The following is a 19959-nucleotide window of genomic DNA, read 5'->3' as shown; positions in this document are numbered from 1 at the left end:
CCTTTCCAAAAAATTGATTGCACACATTATAGCAAACCCGATTACAAGACCGTCTGAAAGACTCTTATCATCGCTTCTTGTTTAGGGTATAGTATTAACGCATTGCCAGTCTTACAAAAGAGAGAAAATATGTTTAAACGCCCGGAAGAAATCATCGTCTTGATACTTGCCCTATTATGGGTTGGACTCAGCTACTACTTTGCCGCCATCCTGATTTCAGATGCCTACACCATTCTCCTGATTACCGTACTAACTTTCGTTTGGGCGGCCATCTGTTTCTTTTTATGGCAACGCAACTTAAGCCGTCATATTTGGCCGCTGTTCCTCGGCAGCCTGGTTGCCTGCTGGTGGCCGTACTTCACTTGGCTTGCAAGCGATGTTCCCGAAGGCACATGGTATTCAGGCTGGACATTCAAATCCATTATCGCCCTGATTCCCGTTGTGGCCGCTTATATCTTCAAGTGGAAACGGAGCCGAAAAAACAAAATCTCCAATACCCTTGCCTGATACCTCGCGCCGTCTTTTTCAGACGGCGTTTTCCATATCTGACATAACGCTCAGACTGTCAACAATTCCAATAAAATGCTATACTCTTCACACGATTTAACACCCTAAAACAGGCCGTCTGAAAGACTTATCAAGATGATCAGCAAACAAGAATACCAAGCCCAAGCCGCACAAGGTTACAACCGCATTCCACTCGTTCAAGAGCTGCTTGCCGATTTGGATACACCGCTCTCAATCTACCTCAAACTAGCCAACAAGCCTTTCACCTACCTGCTCGAATCCGTTGTCGGTGGCGAACGCTTCGGCCGCTATTCCTTCATCGGCCTGCCTTGCAGCCACTATCTCAAAACCAGCGGCAAACATGTCGATGTATATCAAAACGGCGAAATCGTCGAACAACACGACGGCAATCCCCTACCCTTTATCGAAGCCTTCCACAACCGCTTCAAAACGCCCGAAATCCCAAGCCTGCCGCGCTTTACCGGCGGCCTGGTCGGCTACTTCGGTTATGAAACCATCTACAACTTCGAACATTTTGCCCACCGCTTGAAACATACGGCCAAAGCCGATCCCCTCGGCACGCCCGACATCCTCCTGATGCTCTCGCAAGAGCTTGCGGTAGTGGATAACCTAAGCGGCAAAATCTACCTGATTGTTTATGCCGATCCCTCGCAGCTCGACGGCTACGAACGCGCGCGCGAACGTCTTGAAGACATCCGTACCCAGCTACGCCAAAGTTGCGCCATCCCGCTTTCCCTCGGCAGCAAGCAGACGCAAGCAGTCAGCGAATTTGGAGAAGAACCTTTCAAAGCCTGCGTCAACAAAATCAAAGACTACATCTTTGCAGGCGACTGTATGCAGGTTGTCCCCAGCCAACGCATGAGCATGGAATTTACCGACAATCCGCTTGCCCTCTACCGTGCCCTGCGTACGCTAAACCCATCGCCGTATATGTTCTACTACGATTTCGGCGATTTCCATATTGTCGGCTCTTCGCCCGAAATCCTCGTCCGCCGCGAACGCAACGATGTCATCGTCCGCCCTATCGCCGGTACACGCCTGCGCGGCAAAACACCAGCCGAGGACCTCGCCAACGAACAAGACCTGCTGAGCGATGCTAAAGAAATCGCCGAACACGTCATGTTGATTGACTTAGGACGAAACGACGTCGGCCGCATCAGCAAAACCGGCGAAGTCAAAGTAACCGACAAAATGGTGATTGAAAAATACTCCCATGTGATGCACATCGTCTCCAACGTCGAAGGCCGTCTGAAAGACGGCATGAGCAACATGGACATCCTCGCCGCCACGTTCCCCGCCGGCACACTCTCCGGCGCCCCCAAAGTCCGCGCCATGGAAATCATCGAAGAAGTCGAGCCGAGCAAACGCGGCATCTACGGCGGCGCAGTCGGAGTATGGAGTTTCAACAATGACATGGACTTGGCCATTGCCATCCGCACTGCCGTGATTAAAAACAATACCCTCTTCGTCCAAAGCGGCGCAGGTGTAGTTGCCGATTCCGACCCAACATCCGAATGGCAGGAAACCCAAAACAAAGCCCGTGCAGTAATCCGCGCAGCGCAGATGGTGCAAGAAGGGTTGGATAAATAATTTTCAGACGGCCTGCGCTCTGAAATGACTAAACAACAAGATTATGATACTCAACAAAAAACAACTAAAATCCATCAGCAAATTCCTCAGCTTTATCTTACGCCACCATCCTGAGCAAATCGGCATTACTTTGGATAAAGACGGCTGGGTGGATATTGATACCCTACTGACGCAGGTAAACCATCCCGAGCGTGGCTTTACGGGCAATCCGCTGACCTACGAAATATTGTTGGAAGTGGTCGAAAACAACGATAAAAAACGGTTTACCGTATCAGAAGACGGCAAACGCATCCGCGCGGCGCAAGGTCATTCGACTGCACAAGTTCAGGTCGAACACAAAGTGGCGACGCCTCCTCAGATTTTGTATCACGGTACGGCTGAGCGCTCTGTTCCGTCTATTTTGGAGCAAGGCCTGCATTCTGCCTCACGCCATTTTGTCCATCTGTCTGCCGATGCTGAAACAGCCGTCAACGTCGGCTCCCGCCACGGCAAGCCGGTTGTATTGACCATTGACACTGTCGCCATGCTTGCGGCAGGACAACAATTTTATCTGGCGGACAACGGCGTATGGTTAACTGAAAACGTTCCGCCGCAATTTATCGGCAAACTTTAAAACACCAGGCCGTCTGAAGCCGTAAACCATGTTCAGACGGCCTGCAAACACCCTACCCAATTTCTTCATAAAGCGATTATCCATGAACACATCCCCCATCCTCCCTCCTGCAATGCTCGGCATCCTTGGCGGCGGACAATTAGGCAGAATGTTTACTGTTGCTGCCAAAACCATGGGCTACAAAGTAACCGTACTCGATCCCGATCCGGACGCACCGGCGGCGGAATTTGCCGACCGCCATTTGTGCGCGCCGTTTGATGATCCGGCCGCTTTGGAAGAATTGGCAAAATGTGCGGCGGTTACGACCGAGTTTGAAAACGTCAATGCCGATGCGATGCGTTTTCTCGCCAAACACACCAATGTTTCCCCCAGCGGCGACTGCGTTGCCATCGCGCAAAACCGCATTCAGGAAAAGGCATGGATACGCAAAGCAGGCCTGCAAACCGCTCCGTATCAAGCAGTTTGCAAAGCCGAAGACATCACTGAAGAAAGCGTACAATTTCTGCCTGGCATCTTGAAAACCGCTACTCTGGGCTACGACGGCAAAGGCCAAATCCGCGTAAAAACATTGGATGAACTCAAAGCCGCGTTTGCCGAACACGGCGGCGTGGATTGCGTTTTAGAAAAAATGGTAGACTTGCGCGGCGAGATTTCCGTTATCGTATGCCGTCTGAACAATGACAACGTGCAAACCTTCGATCCTGCCGAAAACATTCATGAAAACGGCATCCTCGCCTACTCCATCGTCCCTGCACGACTGAGTGCCGACATTCAGCAACAGGCGCGGCAGATGGCACAGCGTTTGGCCGATGAATTAAACTACGTCGGCGTATTGGCGGTAGAAATGTTTGTTGTCGGCGACACACATGAATTGGTCGTCAACGAAATCGCACCGCGTCCGCACAATTCCGGCCACCACACTATCGATGCCTGCGCGGCAGACCAATTCCAGCAACAGGTCCGCCTGATGTGCAACCTGCCTCCGGCCGACACTAAATTGCTGAGTTCTTGCTGTATGGCGAATATTTTGGGCGATGTTTGGAAAGAAGACGGCGGCGAACCCGAATGGCTGCCGCTGCAAAGCAACCCGAACGCACATCTGCATCTTTACGGTAAAAAAGCCGCGCGCAAAGGCCGAAAAATGGGCCACTTTACCGTCTTGGCCAATGATGCGGACAATGCGTTCCAAACCGCACAAACCTTACATCAAAGCCTGTAACCTTACCCACTTTTTTCAGACGGCCTTTGATTACTAAAGGCCGTCTGAAATCAATTTTTCCGACCATCCGCCATGAGCCTTCTGACCATCCTCCGTCCGGCAACCGAAAAAGACTGCCAAGACATACACAATGCCCATCTGCATGCCGTTCAATACGCCTGCATCCGCAGTTACGATGAAACCATTATGCACACATGGGAAAGTCTGCTCGACATCAACAGCTATTTGGAAACCATCTCCGATAAAAACAAAGCCTTGTGGGTGGTCGAATACAAAGGGCTGATTCAAGGCTTCTTCCAAGTCGATTTCAAAGAAGCGCAACTGGACGCTTTATACGTCCATCCGCTCTTCCACAATCTCGGCTTGGGCACAGCCCTGCTCAGCCGCGCCGAAGAAATGGCACGAAATGCAGGCCTCAGCTTTCTCAAACTGTATGCCTCGCTCAACTCCGTGCCTTTCTATCGCCTCAATCGTTATGAATCGCTCGGTACTGCCGTGTTGCAGCTGAACAAAACCGTCCGCGTCGAATGCGAATTGATGCGCAAATACCTATAATTTTCTCCTTCCGCCGTTGCTTTTTTGAAAGAAACCGATGTCCCGAATTGCCGCCCTGCCCGACCATCTTGTCAACCAAATCGCCGCCGGCGAAGTGGTCGAACGCCCTGCCAACGCCTTGAAAGAAATCGTTGAAAACAGTATCGATGCAGGCGCAACGGCGATTGATGTCGAGCTGGCCGGCGGCGGCATCCGCCTGATCCGCGTCAGCGACAACGGCGGCGGCATCCACCCCGACGACATCGAACTCGCGCTCCACCGCCACGCCACCAGCAAAATCAAAACCTTAAACGATTTGGAACACGTTGCCAGCATGGGCTTTCGCGGCGAAGGCTTGGCAAGCATCGCCTCCGTCAGCCGCCTGACCCTGACCAGCCGACAAGAAGACAGTTCTCACGCTACCCAAGTCAAAGCCGAAGACGGCAAACTCAGCAGCCCCACCGCCGCCGCCCACCCCGTCGGCACCACCATCGAAGCCGCCGAACTCTTCTTCAATACCCCTGCGCGGCGCAAGTTCCTCAAATCCGAAAACACCGAATACGCCCACTGCGCCACCATGCTCGAACGCCTCGCACTGGCGCATCCGCACATTGCCTTCTCACTCAAACGCGACGGCAAACAAGTGTTCAAACTGCCTGCACAAAGCCTGCATGAACGTATTGCCGCCATTGTCGGCGATGATTTTCAGACGGCCTCGTTGGAAATTGACAGCGGCAATGGCGCGCTAAGGCTCTATGGCGCGATTGCCAAGCCGACTTTCGCCAAAGGCAAAACCGACAAACAATACTGCTTCGTCAATCATCGTTTTGTCCGCGACAAAGTCATGCTCCATGCCGTCAAACAGGCATACCGCGACGTATTGCACAACGCGCTGACGCCTGCTTTCGTCCTCTTTCTCGACCTGCCGCCCGAAGCCGTGGATGTCAACGTCCACCCAACCAAAACCGAAATCCGCTTCCGCGACAGCCAGCAAGTACACCAACTCGTGTTCCACACGCTCAACAAAGCCCTTGCCGACACGCGTGCCGACTTGACCGAAAGCGTCAGCAACGCAGGCGAAGTGTTGCATGACATTACCGGCGTTGTTTCCACCCCAATGCCGTCTGAAAACGACAGCGAAAATCTGTTTGATGGCGCATCCAACTACCCGACAGGCAACAAATCCGACACACGCAATGCCTTTGTTTCGTCAGGCAAAACCGCGCCCATGCCTTACCAAGCCGCACGCGCGCCGCAACAACGCAGCCTGTCCCTGCGCGAAAGCCGCGCAGCCATGAATACTTACGCCGAACTCTACAAAAAAACCGACGACATAGACCTTGAGTTGAGCCAATTCGAGCAGGCACGTTTCGGCAATATGCCGTCTGAAATCCCTACCCAAAAAACAGATACGCCGCTTTCAGACGGCCTTCCATCACAATCCGAACTGCCGCCGCTCGGCTTTGCCATTGCCCAATTATTAGGCATCTACATCCTTGCCCAAGCCGAAGACAGCCTGTTGCTCATCGATATGCACGCTGCCGCCGAACGCGTCAACTACGAGAAAATGAAACGCCAACGTCAGGAAAACGGCAACCTGCAAAGCCAGCGCCTGCTCATTCCCGTAACCTTTGCCGCATCCCACGAAGAATGCGCCGCCCTCGCCGATCATGCCGAAACGCTGGCAGGCTTCGGGCTGGAACTGTCCGACATGGGCGGCAATACCCTTGCCGTCCGCGCAGTTCCCGCCATGCTCGGCAAAGCCGACGTCGTTTCACTGGCCAAAGATGTATTGGGCGAACTCGCCCAAGTCGGCAGCAGCCAAACCATCGAAGAACACGAAAACCACATCCTCGCCACCATGTCCTGCCACGGCTCCGTCCGCGCCGGCCGCCAGCTTACCCTGCCGGAAATGAATGCGCTCCTGCGCGATATGGAAAATACGCCGCGCAGCAACCAGTGTAATCACGGCCGTCCGACTTGGGTCAAACTGACTTTAAAAGAATTGGATGCGTTGTTTTTACGCGGACAGTAACGCCGATAAAAAGGCCGTCTGAAACTGCTTTCAGACGGCCCTTTAACTTATTTGCCTTTAACGAATATCCATAGGCGCAAACGATTTCACGGTTTCATCGATTACTTTAACACGGGTCAGGAAATCTTCCAATTGCGCAAGCGGCAATGCGCTTGGGCCATCGCATTTGGCTTGGTCGGGATTGGCATGGGATTCGAGGAACAAACCGGCCAATCGGGTTGCCATACCGGCAAGCGCCAAGTCCAATACTTGGGCGCGCCGGCCGCCTGATGCTGCGGCACCGGATTCGCGCGTTTGCAGGGAATGGGTTACGTCAAAAATAACGGGCAGGTTGTGACACGTTTTTTTCATCACGCCAAAGCCGAGCATATCGACCACCAAGTTGTCGTAGCCGAAGTTCGCGCCGCGTTCGCACAAAATGATTTGCTCGTTGCCTGCTTCTTGGAATTTCTCGACAATGTTTTTCATTTGAGACGGGCTGAGGAATTGCGGCTTTTTGATGTTAATGACATTGCCGGTTTTCGCCATTGCCACCACCAAATCAGTTTGGCGTGCCAAGAATGCAGGCAGCTGAATGACATCACAGACTTCGGCAACCGGCTGGCATTGGTAAGGCTCGTGAACGTCGGTAATCACAGGAACGTTAAACTCGCGCTTCACCGCTTGAAAAATCTTCATGCCTTCGTCCAAACCCACACCGCGGAAAGAGTGGATGGAAGAGCGGTTTGCCTTGTCGAAAGAGGCTTTGAACACGTAAGGAATGCCGAGTTTATCGGTTACTTTAACGTATTGCTCACAGGCTTTCAGCGTAGAGTCGAGGTCTTCAAGGACATTGATGCCGCCGAAAAGGGTAAAGGGCGCATCGTTGCTGACGGTGATGTTGTTGATTTGGATATTCACGGCAAAGCCTTTCAGATAAGTTGAATTTGGGAAACAGGCCGTCTGAAACGTTTCAGACGGCCTTTGTTTAAATATTACAACACGGTGTGCGGCGGCTCATAAGAAATCACGTCGCGGATTTTGTTGTTCTCATCGACGAGGACGACTTTCGGCTCATGCGCTGCAATTTCGGGTTCGGACAACATGACGTAAGACATGATAATCACGATATCGCCTTTTTGAACCAAACGCGCAGCCGCGCCATTCAAGCAAACAACGCCGCTGCCGCGTTCGCCGGGGATGGTGTAGGTTTCAAGACGTTCGCCGTTGTTATTGTTGACGATGGCGACTTTTTCGTTAACGCAAATACCTGCCGCATCCAGCAGGTCTTGGTCAACGGTAATGCTGCCGACGTAGTTGAGGTCGGCTTCGGTAACGGTGGCACGGTGGATTTTGCCGCCGAGCATGGTACGGAACATGGGTTTCCTTTTTGATTGTGGGTTGATTTGCGGTTTTAACTTCCGGGAAGCTAAAACCGCTGTTTGTGTGATTGAGGATTAGTTATTGGGAAAGTCTGCTTCGTCAAACTCGGGTTCCGGGTCACTTTGAAGAACTTTTCCGTTTAATTTCAACTCGCTGTTTTGCAGAGTCAGATGGGTTTTGACATTATCATTTTCTAAGGTCAGATATTTCTCACTTGCCATGCTTTTAATGGTGCTGTCCACCATCAGGCGCAAGGTCTCGTTGATATCATCGATGCTGGCGCGGCCTGCGGCTTCATCTTCGGCATTGACGCTAAACAGGCTGCTTGCTTGGTTGACGGCGAGCTGCTCCAACAATTTTTGCGGTACGCTCATATTGAAGTCAGCTTCGGTTTTTTTCAGCATATCGCCCAAGCTGTTGAGATCTTTGGCCGTCAAACCTTTAAAGGCAAGCTTGCCGCTGACATCGACATCACCATTAGGCATGGTAAATTTGAAGGTTTTGACGTTTAAAACTGGATTATTGGTAAACAGGCCCGAAGCCTCGTTTTTGGCCGTCTGAATCAAGGAAGCCTGAATTTCTTCTTCGCTCATTTTCTTCACAGACACTTCGGCAATTTTGTTTTTCAATGCCAAAAGTGATGCGGCGTCCAAATGCTCGGCAGCGACATTGATGTCCAGAGGGCCGTATTTATCTTCGCCATAGGTCAGGCTTTCAAATTGGAAGCGGCCTTCGCTGTTGATGAATTTATCGACTTCGCCGGTCTGGGTATCGAAACGCAGTTTGCTGACTTCGATTTTAGACGGAGCAATCGTGCCGGTCGGATTGATAAACGCACCGATTTGCAGGTTGGTTACAAGGTTGACCAATTCATTCAACTTAACGTTGTAATCGATGTTTTCTTTCCATTGCAGCAGGAATTTATCCAGCGTAATGCTGCTCTTGCCCAAAGCAAGTTTGGTCAGGCCGTCTTCCGTTTCGGATTGGAAGCGCAGGTTTTCCAAAGATACATCGCCTTTGTCGGCCAATTTGACTTGTAAAGACGGCGCAAGGTAATCGTGGCGATAGCTTTTGAAGCCTTGGCTGTAATCGGTATTACCGCCAAAGCCTTTCCAGTTGAGTTTGATACCGGAAAGCTCTTCATAGTCAAAGGCGGGGATATTGAGGCTGAGTTTGCCGTCGCCGGAAAGATAAACCGTATTGGTCATGGTCAACGGCGTTTGCTGGCCGAAGAAGCGGTCCAAAACTTTTTTGGTTTCCGGATGGTATTGGAACTCGGTTTCCACGTGTGCACGCGTGCCGAAACCTCCGGCAAACGGGCCGTGTGTTACGTGGTTGATGACCGTGATCGGCTCTTGCAGGACGGTTTTCAAATTGTCCGGCAGATATTTTTGCGTATTTTGAAGCAGGGTCGGCTTGAGGCGGATGACGGTCGTCTCGGTTGAACTGAACCAGCCGCGATCGTATTGGTGGGACTCAACGGTCAGGAAACCGGACTCCTGCAACAGCTTTTGTTGCTCGGTCAGGCTTTCTTCCGCTTTGACACCAAGATAATAAGGCGTGCCGAGCGCAGCGGCGACAACGACGGCGGCAGTCGGGATAAGATACTTTTTCATCACTTCAAACAGATTAGGTTCAAAGCGTAAAGCATAGCATTTTTTAGCTGTTTTGTCTTATCCGCCGTTTCAGACGGCCTTTAGGTAAAGATTGTGATATTATGCAAACATAAACGATTTTTACACTTTTGGCAGGCCTTACCCTGTCTGCCAAAATGTCATTAAAGGTTTGCAAATGCTTTTATTCATTGATAATTACGACAGCTTCACCTACAACATCGTCCAATACTTTGCCGAATTGGGGCAGGAAGTTTTGGTTCGCTGCAACGATGAAATCACCATCGAAGAAATCGAAGCCCTGAAACCGCAATATCTGGTCATCGGCCCCGGCCCTTGTTCCCCTAAAGAAGCAGGCATTTCTGTTGCGGCCATGCAGCACTTTGCCGGCAGGCTGCCCGTCATGGGCGTGTGCCTCGGCCATCAAACTATGGGCGAAGCGTTCGGCGGCAATGTCGTGCGCGCGCAAACGATGATGCACGGCAAAGTCTCCCCCGTTTTCCATCACGGCACAGGCATGTTTAAAGACCTGCCCAATCCGGTCAACTGCACACGCTACCACAGCCTCGCCATCGACCGCGCCACCCTGCCCGACTGCCTCGAAATTACCGCATGGACGGAAGACGGCGAAATCATGGGCGTACGCCACAAAGAATATGCCGTCGAAGGCGTACAGTTCCACCCCGAAGCCCTGCTGACCGAACACGGCCACGATATGCTGAAAAACTTCCTGGAAGAATTTAAAGACTATCGTCCGCAAAAATCTTAATGAAAGGCCGTCTGAAATGTGTTTGACAATGTTCAAACCGCATTTTCAGACGGCCTGAATCACATCGGACACGAACAAAGGAAAAATCATGATTACCCCTCAACAAGCGATTGAACGCCTCATCAGCAACAACGAACTTTTCTACGATGAAATGACCGACCTCATGCGCCAAATCATGAGCGGCCAAGTTCCGCCCGAGCAAATCGCCGCCATTCTGACCGGACTGCGGATTAAAGTTGAAACCGTTTCCGAGATTACCGCTGCAGCCAGCGTGATGCGCGAATTTGCCACCAAAGTGCCGCTAGAAAACGCCGATGACTTGGTCGATATTGTCGGCACAGGCGGCGACGGTGCCAAAACCTTCAATATTTCCACGACTTCCATGTTTGTCGCGGCTGCGGCAGGCGCGAAAGTCGCCAAACACGGCGGTCGCTCCGTTTCTTCATCCAGCGGCGCTGCCGATGTCATGGAACAAATGGGCGCCAACCTCAATCTCAACCCCGAACAGGTTGCCCAAAGCATTCAGCAAACCGGCATCGGCTTTATGTTCGCGCCCAACCATCACAGCGCCATGCGCTATGTTGCCCCTGTCCGCCGTTCGCTCGGATTCCGCAGCATCTTCAATATCTTGGGCCCACTGACCAATCCTGCCGGCGCGGCAAACCAACTCTTGGGCGTGTTCCACATCGACTTGTGCGGCATTCTTTCCCGCGTATTGCAACAGCTTGGTTCCAAACATGTTTTGGTTGTGTGCGGCGAAGGCGGTTTGGATGAAATCACGCTGACCGGCAAAACCCGCGTTGCCGAACTGAAAGACGGCAAAATAACCGAATACGATATCAGCCCGGCCGATTTCGGCATGGAAATCCGCCGCAATTTGGACGAAATCAAAGTCGAAAACGCGCAAGAATCCCTGCAAAAAATGAACGAAGTGCTGGATGGCAAAGTCGGTGCCGCACGCGACATCGTCGTCCTCAATGCAGCCGCCGCGCTCTACGCAGGAAATGTGGTCGCATCGCTGGCGGACGGTGTCAAAGCCGCGCAAGAAGCCATCGACTCCGGCAAAGCCAAAGCCAAAAAAGACGAGTTTATCGAATTTGGCAAACAGTTTGCCTAAACTTTAAAACCATAAACAAAGGCCGTCTGAAAAATCTTTCAGACGGCCTTTTATTCTTTAAATATTAAAATTTGCTTTTAATATCATTAATCAAGCCTTCAGCTTTTTCTTTGGCTTCTTCAGCCAAGTGTGCTACTTTCTCTTTGGCTTCACCGGCTAAATGAGCTGCTTTTTCTTTAGCTTCACCTGCAAAGTTTTCTACTTTTTCTTTAGCCTCGCCTGCAAAGTTTTCTGCTTTTTCTTTAGCCTCGCCTGCAAAGTTTTCTGCTTTTTCTTTAGCATCCGCAGCAACTTCTTTTGTCTTACCGACGCCTTGTTGAACTACGCCTTCAGCTTTGAGTTTGGAATCGTCAAGAACTTCGCCGGCTTTCTCTTTTACTTCACCGCTGATTTGATCTAATTTGCCAGTCATCATTTATTCCTTCTTAGTTTCATGTTGATAAGAGTAATCACTATACCCCAATAGATATTGGGTTGCAACTTAAAGTCTGTCTCAATATTAAAAACATAATAAAAATGGATTACGTCAAGTTAGCACAACTGTTTCAATATCGCTTCGGCTACTGCCTCGCCTATCATCTTGCTGCCGAACTCATTGAAATGAAGTCCATCGCACAGCATCACATCGGTCAAATCCTGCTCAAACATCAGACTGTATAAATCATTGACGGTAAAACCATATTGCCTTGCCAAATCCTCCGCCACACGGTTATAGGCCTTCAAGTCGGCCAGATAGCGGCGCGAGGGTTTGACGATATTGTGTACGCTTTCCAAAAACGGCGTACTGCTCGCCCAAATAATTTTTGCCCCTGTCTGTTTCAGATAATCGAAAATTTGAATCAGGTTGCTGCGATAGGTTTTTATATCGGCCACCGGCTCATTACAGCCTTGATTATGGCGGATGTCGTGCAAACCGCAATTGATGTGGATAATGTCTCCCACAGTCGCGCCCTCTGTCCATTGCCTGATATGCTCTAACACATCATGCGACGAACGGCAGTTTTCCGATGGAGAAACAATATCCACCTCAGGCAAAGCGGCGCGCGTGTAAGGCTCCGAAGCAAGCCGAACGGAGTCGCCGATTAAGTAAACGGTCATTTTTGTTCTCCTCCCTTTATTTGAATCAACAGCAAGGCCGTCTGAAATATCACTTATATTATTATAAGAGTGCTATTTCAGACGGCCTTAACTTCAGTCAAGTTCTATCGTTAAATCATCAATTAGAGCTGACTGTTTTTATAAAAATCAATTAATTGCTTGGCCTGCAACATGGGCAGCCCAAAACGGTCGCTCACGGCTTTCAAATCCTTCCATTCCTGACCAGTCAGATTCTGCCCAACCCATTTGAGGTTTTCCGGATTGCTTTTGATTTTCTCAAAATACGCCTGCTTGCGTTTCCAGTTACGCGACCACACCAGCAACATGGTAAAAATACATAAAACAATCAATACAATATTGGTAAACAACATCATGTCCATACGACATACTCCCGCTTAAGTCTCGAAATCAGAAAATATGGATTAAAGGCCGTCTGAAAAACAATCTTCAAACGGCCTCAGCGTGACGCTCAACGTTGCATTTCCATCATTAACGCCTGACAAGCGGATTCGTTTTCCAAAGCACAAGATTCGCTCAGTTGGTTTAAACGGCTGTCGCGGTCTGGTGTATTGCCTTGCGCCATCTCTGCTTTAGTTTCTTCAAAATTGGTACAGGCATTTTCATAACCGCCTTTACAGGCTCGCTCGTAGAGCTTGACTGCGGCGGCATAATCCATGCCCAAACCGCTGGATGGATTGAGATACAGATTACCCAAAACATTGCAGCCGCGCATATTGCCGCCATCGCAGGCTTTTTTTAAAAACGGATAAGCATGAGCAGGCGCTTCAAGATAATCGCGCGTCCAAATGGCCGCAGTGACACAACTCTCCAGATTGTTCCGATTGCATTCTCGTATCAGCTTATCGTGCTGCTTCTCGCTGTAATCCCCAGCCTGCACGCTAAACCCAGTAGCAACCAATGCCAAGCCAAACAATAAACGAAGTGTTTTCATCTGATTATTCCTTCAAAAATACTTAAATGACAGGCCGTCTGAAAAAATAATCTTCAGACGGCCTTTATATTATCACTCAATCTTCACCCGTTTCAGGCGCAAGGCGTTGCTCAACACGGAAACCGAGCTTGCCGCCATTGCCGCGCCTGCGATAACAGGGTTTAGAAAGCCGAGTGCGGCAAGCGGAATACCCAAAATATTGTAGAAGAAGGCGAAGAACAAGTTTTGCTTGATGTTTTTCAACGTTGCCTGCGACACCAGCAGGGCATCGGCGAGCTGGTTGACCGAATGCTGCATCAGCGTGGCGGATGCGGTGTGTTCGGCAACGTCCGCACCGCCTTTCATGGCAAAGCTGACGTTGGCAGCGGCGAGCGCGGGCGCGTCGTTGATGCCGTCGCCGACCATCGCCACGGTTTTGCCGGCGGCTTTGAGTTTCTGCACTTCGGCAGCTTTATCGCGCGGACTCATATTACCGAAGGCGTGTGCGATACCCAGTTGTTTGGCGACGTATTCGACCGTACCTTGGTTGTCGCCGCTCATAATATAGACATCGATATTGTGTTTTTTCAGACGGCCTATGGCTTCGGCGGTATCGGCTTTCAATGCGTCGGCAAGTGCGAATGCGCCGATAGGTTTGTTATCGACCGAGACTGCAACAATGCTTGCAATGTCCCAAACGCCGTCTGAAAACTTCGGCAAGGTCAGTTCGGCAAATTCGGCTTTGCCTGCTTTCACCAAACCCACGCCTTCCACTTCGGCGGTAATGCCTGCGCCGACAACGGTTTGGGCGTTTTGTGCGGCAGGAATGTCCAAACCGCGCGCTTGGGCGGCGGAGACGATGGCGCGGGCGAGCGGGTGGGCGGCGTTTTGTTCGACGGCGGCGGCGATGCGGTACAAAGCGTCTTCGTCAAAGCCGCTGTCGGGAACGCAATAAACGGCGGCAACCTGCGGTCTGCCTTCGGTCAGCGTGCCGGTTTTGTCCAATACGACGGCATCGACGTGGGCGGCTTCTTCCATTGCCGCCGCGTCTTTGAACCAAATGCCGTGTTTCACCGCTTTGCCCATGCCGACCATAATCGCGGCAGGGGTTGCCAGACCGAGCGCGCACGGGCAGGCAATCACCAAAACGGCAACGGCGTGCATCAGCGCAACCGTCCAATCGCCTTTCACCAGCCAAGTGGCGATAAAAGTCAGAAGCGCGATGCCCACGACGGCAGGCACGAATACCGCCGCCGCTTTATCCGCCACACGCGCAATCGGTGCTTTACTACCTTGTGCTTCAGAGAGCGCATTCATCATGTCGCCGAGCAATGTTTGGCTGCCGAGTTGTGTGGCGCGGTACACCACGCTGCCTTCGGTCATCAACGCACCCGCCAACACTTTGCCGCCCGCTTTTTTCTCTTCGGGGTTGGATTCGCCGGTAAGATGGCTCTCATCCGCCCAACCGCTGCCGCTCTCGATGATGCCGTCGGCGGCAATGCGTTCGCCGTGGTTGGCGCGGATAAGGTCGCCGATTTGCACTTGGTCGATGGGCAGTTGTTTCCATTCGCCATCGCGTTGCACGTTGACTTGGGTCGGCGTGAGTTTGAGCAGCAAGCCCAAGCTGTTCAGGCTGGATTTTTTGGTGCGGTGTTCCAAAAATTTGCCCAGCGACACAAAACCGATCACCATCACGCCTACTTCAAAATACACGTGTGCCATGCCGTGCGCCGCGTGCGGGCTGAAAAACAGCATATAGACGGAATACAGGTAAATCGACACCGTACCGATGGTAACCAACACGTCCATATTCGCCAGTCCGCCCTTAATGCTCGCCCACGCGCTTTTGTAAAACGGGATGGCCAGCCAAAGTTGCACTATGCTTGCCAGTACAAATTGCCATACAGGCGGAATCATCCAATCGTGCCGCCCAATCATCATCCCTGCCATGCCGATAAGGAACGGAATATTAATGGCCAGCAAAAGCCACAACCGCCAGCTTACATGCGCTGCTTCTTCGGGCTGCGGCAGCGCGTCTTCCGTTTTTTCCTTCGCGCCGTAACCGGTTTTCTCAATGATTTTGGCAATGTCGGCAGCGGAAGTTTTGCTGTCGTCAAACGTAACCTGCGCCTCCTCGCTGGCGAAGTTCACCCCCGCCGATTCGACAAAATCTTTTTTGTTCAACACTTTTTCAATACGCGAAGCGCAGGCCTGACAGGTCATGCCTTCGATTTGAAAACGGACTTTTTGTTGCATGGTTTCTTCCTTCTGAATGTGGTTGGGCTACCTGAAAAAAGCGGAGCAGGGTTTTCAGGTAGCCTTTGAGGTGTTGCGGTCGATTTGTTGCGATTCGATTTACAAAGCCGCATCAAAGCCGCCGTCTTCCACCGCTTCTATCAGCGCGGCGGGGTTGGTTTGGGCGGGGTCGAATTCCACGACGGCATTCTTGTTTTCCAGGCTCACTTCGGCCTTGTCCACGCCGTTTACGCCTTCGAGGATGCTGGTAACGCTTTTCACGCAGCCGCCGCAGGTCATGCCTTCGATGTTTAATGTGATGGTTTGCATAGGGTTTCCTTTCTGTTGGAATGAGGCTGAGGTTTTAAAGCCCGTTGCAGCCAAAGCTTTCAGGTAACCTGAAATGATGGGTCTGCTCTTGCTTTCCCGCTAAGTGCCGCCACTATAAAGCTTTACCCGAAGTAAAGGTCAAGCATCATGATGAACATCAGCCAGGCCGCGGCCGAGAGCGGCCTTTCCGCCAAACAAATCCGCGACTACGAAAAGCACGGCCTAATCGCCCCGGCCGCGCGCAGCGAAGCAGGCTACCGCTGCTACGGACAGGCCGACCTTGTCCGGCTGCGCTTTATCCGCCATGCGCGGGAAGTGGGCTTTTCGCTGCCGCAGATCGGGCAGCTTTTGAGCCTGCAACACAACCCGCAGCGCACCAGCCGCGAAGTGAAAACGCTCACCGCGCGGCACATCGCCGAGCTGGAAGCCAAAATTGAACGCTTGCAGGGCATGGTGGCCGAGCTGCAATGTTGGCACGATGCCTGCACGGGAGACGACTGCCCGGATTGTGCGATTTTGGCCGGGCTGGAGGAGCGTTAGGCGGCTTGGGCAGAATAGAAACAGGCTACCTGAAAAGTTTCAGGTAGCCTTAGTCGGCCGCTAACGGTTTGGTACAGGCCTCGTCGTAATACGGCAGCCACTTGCCGCCGCTTTGCTTCAGATATGCGCGAAAACTTTTGTTTACCCGTGTGGCGGTGTAATCCAAATAATGGCAAAAAGTAAGTTATCAAGAGACAGAGGCCGTCTGAAGCGTTTCAGACGGCCTTTTCAAAATACGCTTATCGGTTACAAAGCCACGTCGTAGCCGCCGTCTTCTACGGCATCAATCAGCGCGTCGGCATCTGTTTTGCTTTCATCGAAAGTAATCACTGCATTTTTGTTTTCCAGGCTGACTTCTGCTTTTTCCACGCCTTCTACGCCTTCCAAAAGACGGGTTACGCTTTTCACGCAACCGCCGCAGGTCATGCCGTCGATATTGAGGGTAACAGTTTGCATTTGTATTTCCTTTCATTCAAACAAATATGGTTGCCAAATACTTTACTCCTTACACAAACAGCTTGCAAATTCTTCATTAGGGCCGTCTGAAAAATGCAGATAGGCGTATAATAACGTCCCTTACTTCATCAAACGGACATAATAATGACTTCAACATTGAAACAATGGGTTAGTGTATGCGCGCTGGCGGTGGGAGCGTTTATTTTCAATACCACCGAATTCATTCCGATTGCGCTTTTGAGCGACATCGGTCAAAGCTTTGGCAAACCGGCAACGGAAGTGGGCATGATGATCACGGTGTATGCGTGGATTGTTGCGCTCCTATCGCTACCGCTGATGCTGATGACGAAAAACATCGAACGGCGCAAATTATTGCTGATGCTGTTTGCACTGTTCGCGCTGTTTCACGCGCTGTCGTTCTTTTCTTGGAACTTCACCATCCTCTTGGTCAGCCGTGTCGGGATTGCGCTGACACACGCGATCTTTTGGTCGATTACGGCTTCTTTGGCGGTACGGCTTGCCCCCGCCGGCAAAACCAATCAGGCTCTGGGCTTGCTCAGTACGGGTTCGGTTTTGGCGATGGTTTTGGGTATTCCGCTGGGGCGCGTGGTCGGGCAATACTTCGGCTGGCAGCTCAGCTTCCTGCTGATCGGGGTCTGCGCTGCCGGCGTAATGCTGGTGTTGGCTAAAAACCTGCCTGCTTTACCCAGCCAAAATACCGGCTCTTTAAGCAGCCTGCCGAGTTTGTTCAAACGCCGTAACCTGATGCTGCTCTATGTCATGACGGTGTTGATTATTACAGCCCATTTCACGGCATACAGCTATATCGAGCCTTTCGTTTTGCAAATCGGCCACTTTAAAGCCGAACAAGTAACAATAGTCTTGAGCCTGTACGGTTTGGCAGGATTTGCTGCATCTTATCTGTTCGGCAAATGGTTTGCCAAAGCGCAACGTTTGTTTATGCTCGGCGCAGTGGCAGTCATCCTGCTTTCCGCCCTGCTGCTTCTGCCGCTTGCCTCTTTCCCGTATGCGGTATATGCGCTGGTGTTTATTTGGGGCGTGGCCATCGTCATCGTCAGCTTGGGCATGGTCTCAAAAGTATTGTCGTTTGCTTCCGATGCGACAGATGTGGCCAACTCGATTTATTCAGGTTTGTACAATGTCGGTATCGGCGGCGGTGCGCTTTTGGGGCATTACGTGACCACTTGGTTCGGCCTTTCCAATATCGGCATTGCAGGCGCACTCTTGGCTGCAGCCGCTTTGGCCGTGTGCAGCCTACTGGTTAAAGCACAAGACAACCCGACACAAAACGTTTAAAATCCAATCACTTTCCTAATCGAACGGACAAACAGCCCTCCTGCTGCTTGTCCGTTTTTTATTTTATTTTAAAAAATAATTTACAATTTATTTACACTACATTAAATTACAAATATACTGTCGCTGTCAGGCCGTCTGAAAACGGTCGGCACAAGCGTAAAAGAAAAACCAGCAAACTTCAGAGGAACATTCTATGGATCTGCACGCAAAGGACAAAACCCAGCATCCGGAAAACGTCGAGCTGCTCAGTGCACAAAAGCCGATTACCGACTTTAAAGGCCTGCTGACCACCATCATTTCCGCCGTCGTCTGTTTCGGCATTTACAGCGTCCTGCCCTACAGCCCCGACGCCAACAAAGGCATCGCGCTGTTGATTTTCGTTGCCGCGCTTTGGTTTACCGAAGCCGTCCACATCACGGTAACCGCATTGATGGTGCCGATTCTCGCCGTCGTACTCGGCTTCCCCGACATGGACATCAAAAAGGCGATGGCGGGCTTTGCCGATCCGACGATTTACATCTTCTTCGGCGGCTTCGCGCTTGCAACCGCCCTGCACATGCAGCGCCTCGACCGTAAAATCGCCGTCAGCCTGTTGCGCCTGTCGCGCGGCAATATGAAAGTGGCCGTGTTGATGCTGTTTGCCGTTACCGCCTTCCTGTCCATGTGGATCAGCAATACTGCAACAGCCGCCATGATGCTGCCTTTGGCAATGGGTATGATGAGCCACCTCGATCAAGAAAAAGAACGCAAAACCTACGTTTTCGTCCTGCTCGGCATCGCCTACTGCGCCAGTATCGGCGGCTTGGGTACCGTGGTCGGTTCACCGCCAAACATGATTGCCGCCAAAGCGCTAAACTTGGACTTCGTCGGCTGGATGAAGCTCGGCCTGCCGATGATGCTGTTGATTCTGCCGCTGATGCTGTTCTCCATGTATGTCATCCTCAAACCTAATTTGAACGAACGCGTGGAAGTTAAAGAGGAGTCTATCCCTTGGACGCTGCACCGCGTGATCGCATTGTTGATCTTCTTGGCTGCCGCCGTTGCTTGGGTATTCAGCTCCAAAATCAAAGCTGCATTCGGTATTTCCAACCCCGACACCGTCATCGCCCTGATTGCTGCCGTTGCCGTCGTCGTATTCGGCGTGGCTCAATGGAAAGAAGTTGCCCGCAATACCGACTGGGGTGTATTGATGCTCTTCGGCGGCGGTATCAGCTTGAGCGCACTGTTGCAATCTTCCGGTGCGTCCGAAGCATTGGGTCAACAGGTTGCCTCCACCTTCTCCCATTCTCCTGCATTGCTGGTGATTTTCGTGGTTGCCGCCTTCATCATCTTCCTGACCGAGTTCACCAGTAACACTGCCTCCGCCGCGCTGCTCGTACCCATTTTCGCCAGCATCGCCACGCAAATGGGTCTGCCCGAACAAGTCTTGGTATTCGTCATCGGCATCGGCGCGTCTTGTGCCTTCATGTTGCCGGTTGCCACGCCGCCTAACGCGATTGTGTTCGGTACGGGCTTAATCAAACAACGCGAAATGATGAACGTCGGCTTGCTGCTGAACGTCCTCTGTATCGTATTGGTTGCGCTGTGGGCTTATTTCGTCCTGATGCCGTAAACCCGTAAACATAGTCGAGGCCGTCTGAAAGAATATTTTTCAGACGGCCTTGAAGTTTGT

Annotated in this window: 21 protein-coding genes; 11 read left to right on the top strand and 10 right to left on the bottom strand. The window is 51.6% G+C overall.

Annotation, left to right across the window (positions count from 1 at the left end; all coding sequences use genetic code 11):
• Nucleotides 1–129 precede the first annotated feature (129 nt).
• From ACTHTK_RS09165 to mutL, 6 genes are all read left to right on the top strand, one after another.
• Nucleotides 130–507, top strand: coding sequence for a hypothetical protein (locus tag ACTHTK_RS09165; RefSeq protein ID WP_107769431.1), 378 nt, complete (start codon nt 130–132; stop codon nt 505–507).
• Nucleotides 508–642: 135 nt separating this feature from the next.
• The gene (gene trpE / locus ACTHTK_RS09160) at nt 643–2118 is read left to right on the top strand and encodes an anthranilate synthase component I (RefSeq protein ID WP_440378191.1); all 1476 of its coding nucleotides are present in this window, start codon (nt 643–645) and stop codon (nt 2116–2118) included.
• A gap of 43 nt (nt 2119–2161) precedes the next feature.
• Nucleotides 2162–2731: an RNA 2'-phosphotransferase gene (locus ACTHTK_RS09155; RefSeq protein ID WP_311477314.1), complete on the top strand. Its 570-nt coding sequence runs from the start codon at nt 2162–2164 to the stop codon at nt 2729–2731.
• A gap of 82 nt (nt 2732–2813) precedes the next feature.
• Nucleotides 2814–3950, top strand: coding sequence for a 5-(carboxyamino)imidazole ribonucleotide synthase (locus ACTHTK_RS09150; protein ID WP_311477316.1), 1137 nt, complete (start codon nt 2814–2816; stop codon nt 3948–3950).
• A 72-nt stretch (nt 3951–4022) separates the two neighbouring features.
• Nucleotides 4023–4505 carry a GNAT family N-acetyltransferase gene (locus ACTHTK_RS09145; protein WP_070583404.1) on the top strand — a complete coding sequence of 161 codons (483 nt, stop codon included), beginning with the start codon at nt 4023–4025 and terminating at the stop codon, nt 4503–4505.
• 37 nt (nt 4506–4542) lie between these two features.
• Nucleotides 4543–6519 (top strand): DNA mismatch repair endonuclease MutL, encoded by a 1977-nt coding sequence (gene mutL / locus ACTHTK_RS09140; RefSeq protein ID WP_440378190.1) that lies wholly within the window; start codon nt 4543–4545, stop codon nt 6517–6519.
• Between the two features lie 57 nt (nt 6520–6576).
• On the opposite strand, the gene kdsA is transcribed toward mutL, so the two are convergent.
• The 3 genes from kdsA to ACTHTK_RS09125 form a co-directional block, all read right to left on the bottom strand.
• Entirely contained in the window at nt 6577–7419 is an 843-nt protein-coding gene (gene kdsA / locus ACTHTK_RS09135; RefSeq protein WP_440378189.1) for a 3-deoxy-8-phosphooctulonate synthase, read from the bottom strand.
• A 74-nt stretch (nt 7420–7493) separates the two neighbouring features.
• Nucleotides 7494–7877 (bottom strand): aspartate 1-decarboxylase, encoded by a 384-nt coding sequence (gene panD, locus ACTHTK_RS09130; RefSeq protein WP_003678944.1) that lies wholly within the window; start codon nt 7875–7877, stop codon nt 7494–7496.
• 78 nt (nt 7878–7955) lie between these two features.
• Nucleotides 7956–9497, bottom strand: coding sequence for a YdgA family protein (locus ACTHTK_RS09125; RefSeq protein ID WP_314593331.1), 1542 nt, complete (start codon nt 9495–9497; stop codon nt 7956–7958).
• Nucleotides 9498–9672: 175 nt separating this feature from the next.
• Between ACTHTK_RS09125 and ACTHTK_RS09120 the strand changes: the two genes are divergently transcribed.
• Both ACTHTK_RS09120 and trpD read left to right on the top strand, forming a co-directional pair.
• The gene (locus ACTHTK_RS09120) at nt 9673–10263 is read left to right on the top strand and encodes an aminodeoxychorismate/anthranilate synthase component II (RefSeq protein ID WP_003683598.1); all 591 of its coding nucleotides are present in this window, start codon (nt 9673–9675) and stop codon (nt 10261–10263) included.
• Between the two features lie 88 nt (nt 10264–10351).
• On the top strand, nt 10352–11380 hold the full coding sequence (trpD, locus tag ACTHTK_RS09115) for an anthranilate phosphoribosyltransferase (RefSeq protein WP_003747072.1): 1029 nt from the start codon (nt 10352–10354) through the stop codon (nt 11378–11380).
• Nucleotides 11381–11444: 64 nt separating this feature from the next.
• Here the strand turns inward: trpD and ACTHTK_RS09110 are convergent, their stop codons facing one another.
• The 6 genes from ACTHTK_RS09110 to ACTHTK_RS09085 all read right to left on the bottom strand — a co-directional run bounded on the left by ACTHTK_RS09110 (nt 11445) and on the right by ACTHTK_RS09085 (nt 15974).
• Nucleotides 11445–11795, bottom strand: a complete 351-nt coding sequence (locus ACTHTK_RS09110) for a CsbD family protein (protein ID WP_440378188.1) — start codon at nt 11793–11795, stop codon at nt 11445–11447.
• A 116-nt stretch (nt 11796–11911) separates the two neighbouring features.
• Nucleotides 11912–12478: an SGNH/GDSL hydrolase family protein gene (locus ACTHTK_RS09105; RefSeq protein WP_070460885.1), complete on the bottom strand. Its 567-nt coding sequence runs from the start codon at nt 12476–12478 to the stop codon at nt 11912–11914.
• 122 nt (nt 12479–12600) lie between these two features.
• The gene (locus tag ACTHTK_RS09100; RefSeq protein ID WP_049333330.1) at nt 12601–12858 is read right to left on the bottom strand and encodes a hypothetical protein; all 258 of its coding nucleotides are present in this window, start codon (nt 12856–12858) and stop codon (nt 12601–12603) included.
• Between the two features lie 89 nt (nt 12859–12947).
• Entirely contained in the window at nt 12948–13430 is a 483-nt protein-coding gene (locus tag ACTHTK_RS09095) for a sel1 repeat family protein (RefSeq protein ID WP_440378187.1), read from the bottom strand.
• 72 nt (nt 13431–13502) lie between these two features.
• Entirely contained in the window at nt 13503–15665 is a 2163-nt protein-coding gene (locus tag ACTHTK_RS09090) for a heavy metal translocating P-type ATPase (RefSeq protein WP_440378186.1), read from the bottom strand.
• A 99-nt stretch (nt 15666–15764) separates the two neighbouring features.
• A complete protein-coding gene (locus ACTHTK_RS09085) occupies nt 15765–15974 on the bottom strand; it encodes a heavy-metal-associated domain-containing protein (protein WP_003674677.1) in 210 nt (69 codons plus the stop codon).
• Nucleotides 15975–16121: 147 nt separating this feature from the next.
• Here ACTHTK_RS09085 and cueR point away from each other — a divergent pair, with 147 nt between their 5' ends.
• The gene (cueR, locus tag ACTHTK_RS09080; RefSeq protein WP_107723125.1) at nt 16122–16514 is read left to right on the top strand and encodes a Cu(I)-responsive transcriptional regulator; all 393 of its coding nucleotides are present in this window, start codon (nt 16122–16124) and stop codon (nt 16512–16514) included.
• 246 nt (nt 16515–16760) lie between these two features.
• Here the strand turns inward: cueR and ACTHTK_RS09075 are convergent, their stop codons facing one another.
• Nucleotides 16761–16970 (bottom strand): heavy-metal-associated domain-containing protein, encoded by a 210-nt coding sequence (locus ACTHTK_RS09075; RefSeq protein WP_049344680.1) that lies wholly within the window; start codon nt 16968–16970, stop codon nt 16761–16763.
• Nucleotides 16971–17114: 144 nt separating this feature from the next.
• Here ACTHTK_RS09075 and ACTHTK_RS09070 point away from each other — a divergent pair, with 144 nt between their 5' ends.
• Nucleotides 17115–18287 carry a sugar transporter gene (locus ACTHTK_RS09070; RefSeq protein WP_107723124.1) on the top strand — a complete coding sequence of 391 codons (1173 nt, stop codon included), beginning with the start codon at nt 17115–17117 and terminating at the stop codon, nt 18285–18287.
• A 193-nt stretch (nt 18288–18480) separates the two neighbouring features.
• Complete coding sequence (locus tag ACTHTK_RS09065) at nt 18481–19899, top strand: SLC13 family permease (RefSeq protein WP_003747091.1); 1419 nt, start codon at nt 18481–18483, stop codon at nt 19897–19899.
• The last annotated feature ends 60 nt before the right edge of the window (nt 19900–19959 follow it).

Source organism: Neisseria sp. P0006.S009, assembly GCF_051962915.1.
In the GTDB taxonomy this organism is placed as follows: domain Bacteria; phylum Pseudomonadota; class Gammaproteobacteria; order Burkholderiales; family Neisseriaceae; genus Neisseria; species Neisseria subflava_E.
This window is presented reverse-complemented; position numbering and strand designations above follow the sequence as displayed.

Excerpts from the sequence above, each read along its gene's own strand:
- ACTHTK_RS09165 (WP_107769431.1), top strand. The coding sequence starts at position 130 with ATGTTTAAACGCCCGGAAGAAATCATCGTCTTGATACTTGCCCTATTA.
- trpE (WP_440378191.1), top strand. The coding sequence starts at position 643 with ATGATCAGCAAACAAGAATACCAAGCCCAAGCCGCACAAGGTTACAAC.
- ACTHTK_RS09155 (WP_311477314.1), top strand. The coding sequence starts at position 2,162 with ATGATACTCAACAAAAAACAACTAAAATCCATCAGCAAATTCCTCAGC.
- ACTHTK_RS09150 (WP_311477316.1), top strand. The coding sequence starts at position 2,814 with ATGAACACATCCCCCATCCTCCCTCCTGCAATGCTCGGCATCCTTGGC.
- ACTHTK_RS09145 (WP_070583404.1), top strand. The coding sequence starts at position 4,023 with ATGAGCCTTCTGACCATCCTCCGTCCGGCAACCGAAAAAGACTGCCAA.
- mutL (WP_440378190.1), top strand. The coding sequence starts at position 4,543 with ATGTCCCGAATTGCCGCCCTGCCCGACCATCTTGTCAACCAAATCGCC.
- panD (WP_003678944.1), bottom strand. The coding sequence starts at position 7,877 with ATGTTCCGTACCATGCTCGGCGGCAAAATCCACCGTGCCACCGTTACC.
- ACTHTK_RS09125 (WP_314593331.1), bottom strand. The coding sequence starts at position 9,497 with ATGAAAAAGTATCTTATCCCGACTGCCGCCGTCGTTGTCGCCGCTGCG.
- ACTHTK_RS09120 (WP_003683598.1), top strand. The coding sequence starts at position 9,673 with ATGCTTTTATTCATTGATAATTACGACAGCTTCACCTACAACATCGTC.
- trpD (WP_003747072.1), top strand. The coding sequence starts at position 10,352 with ATGATTACCCCTCAACAAGCGATTGAACGCCTCATCAGCAACAACGAA.
- ACTHTK_RS09110 (WP_440378188.1), bottom strand. The coding sequence starts at position 11,795 with ATGATGACTGGCAAATTAGATCAAATCAGCGGTGAAGTAAAAGAGAAA.
- ACTHTK_RS09105 (WP_070460885.1), bottom strand. The coding sequence starts at position 12,478 with ATGACCGTTTACTTAATCGGCGACTCCGTTCGGCTTGCTTCGGAGCCT.
- ACTHTK_RS09100 (WP_049333330.1), bottom strand. The coding sequence starts at position 12,858 with ATGGACATGATGTTGTTTACCAATATTGTATTGATTGTTTTATGTATT.
- ACTHTK_RS09095 (WP_440378187.1), bottom strand. The coding sequence starts at position 13,430 with ATGAAAACACTTCGTTTATTGTTTGGCTTGGCATTGGTTGCTACTGGG.
- ACTHTK_RS09090 (WP_440378186.1), bottom strand. The coding sequence starts at position 15,665 with ATGCAACAAAAAGTCCGTTTTCAAATCGAAGGCATGACCTGTCAGGCC.
- ACTHTK_RS09085 (WP_003674677.1), bottom strand. The coding sequence starts at position 15,974 with ATGCAAACCATCACATTAAACATCGAAGGCATGACCTGCGGCGGCTGC.
- cueR (WP_107723125.1), top strand. The coding sequence starts at position 16,122 with ATGATGAACATCAGCCAGGCCGCGGCCGAGAGCGGCCTTTCCGCCAAA.
- ACTHTK_RS09075 (WP_049344680.1), bottom strand. The coding sequence starts at position 16,970 with ATGCAAACTGTTACCCTCAATATCGACGGCATGACCTGCGGCGGTTGC.
- ACTHTK_RS09070 (WP_107723124.1), top strand. The coding sequence starts at position 17,115 with ATGACTTCAACATTGAAACAATGGGTTAGTGTATGCGCGCTGGCGGTG.
- ACTHTK_RS09065 (WP_003747091.1), top strand. The coding sequence starts at position 18,481 with ATGGATCTGCACGCAAAGGACAAAACCCAGCATCCGGAAAACGTCGAG.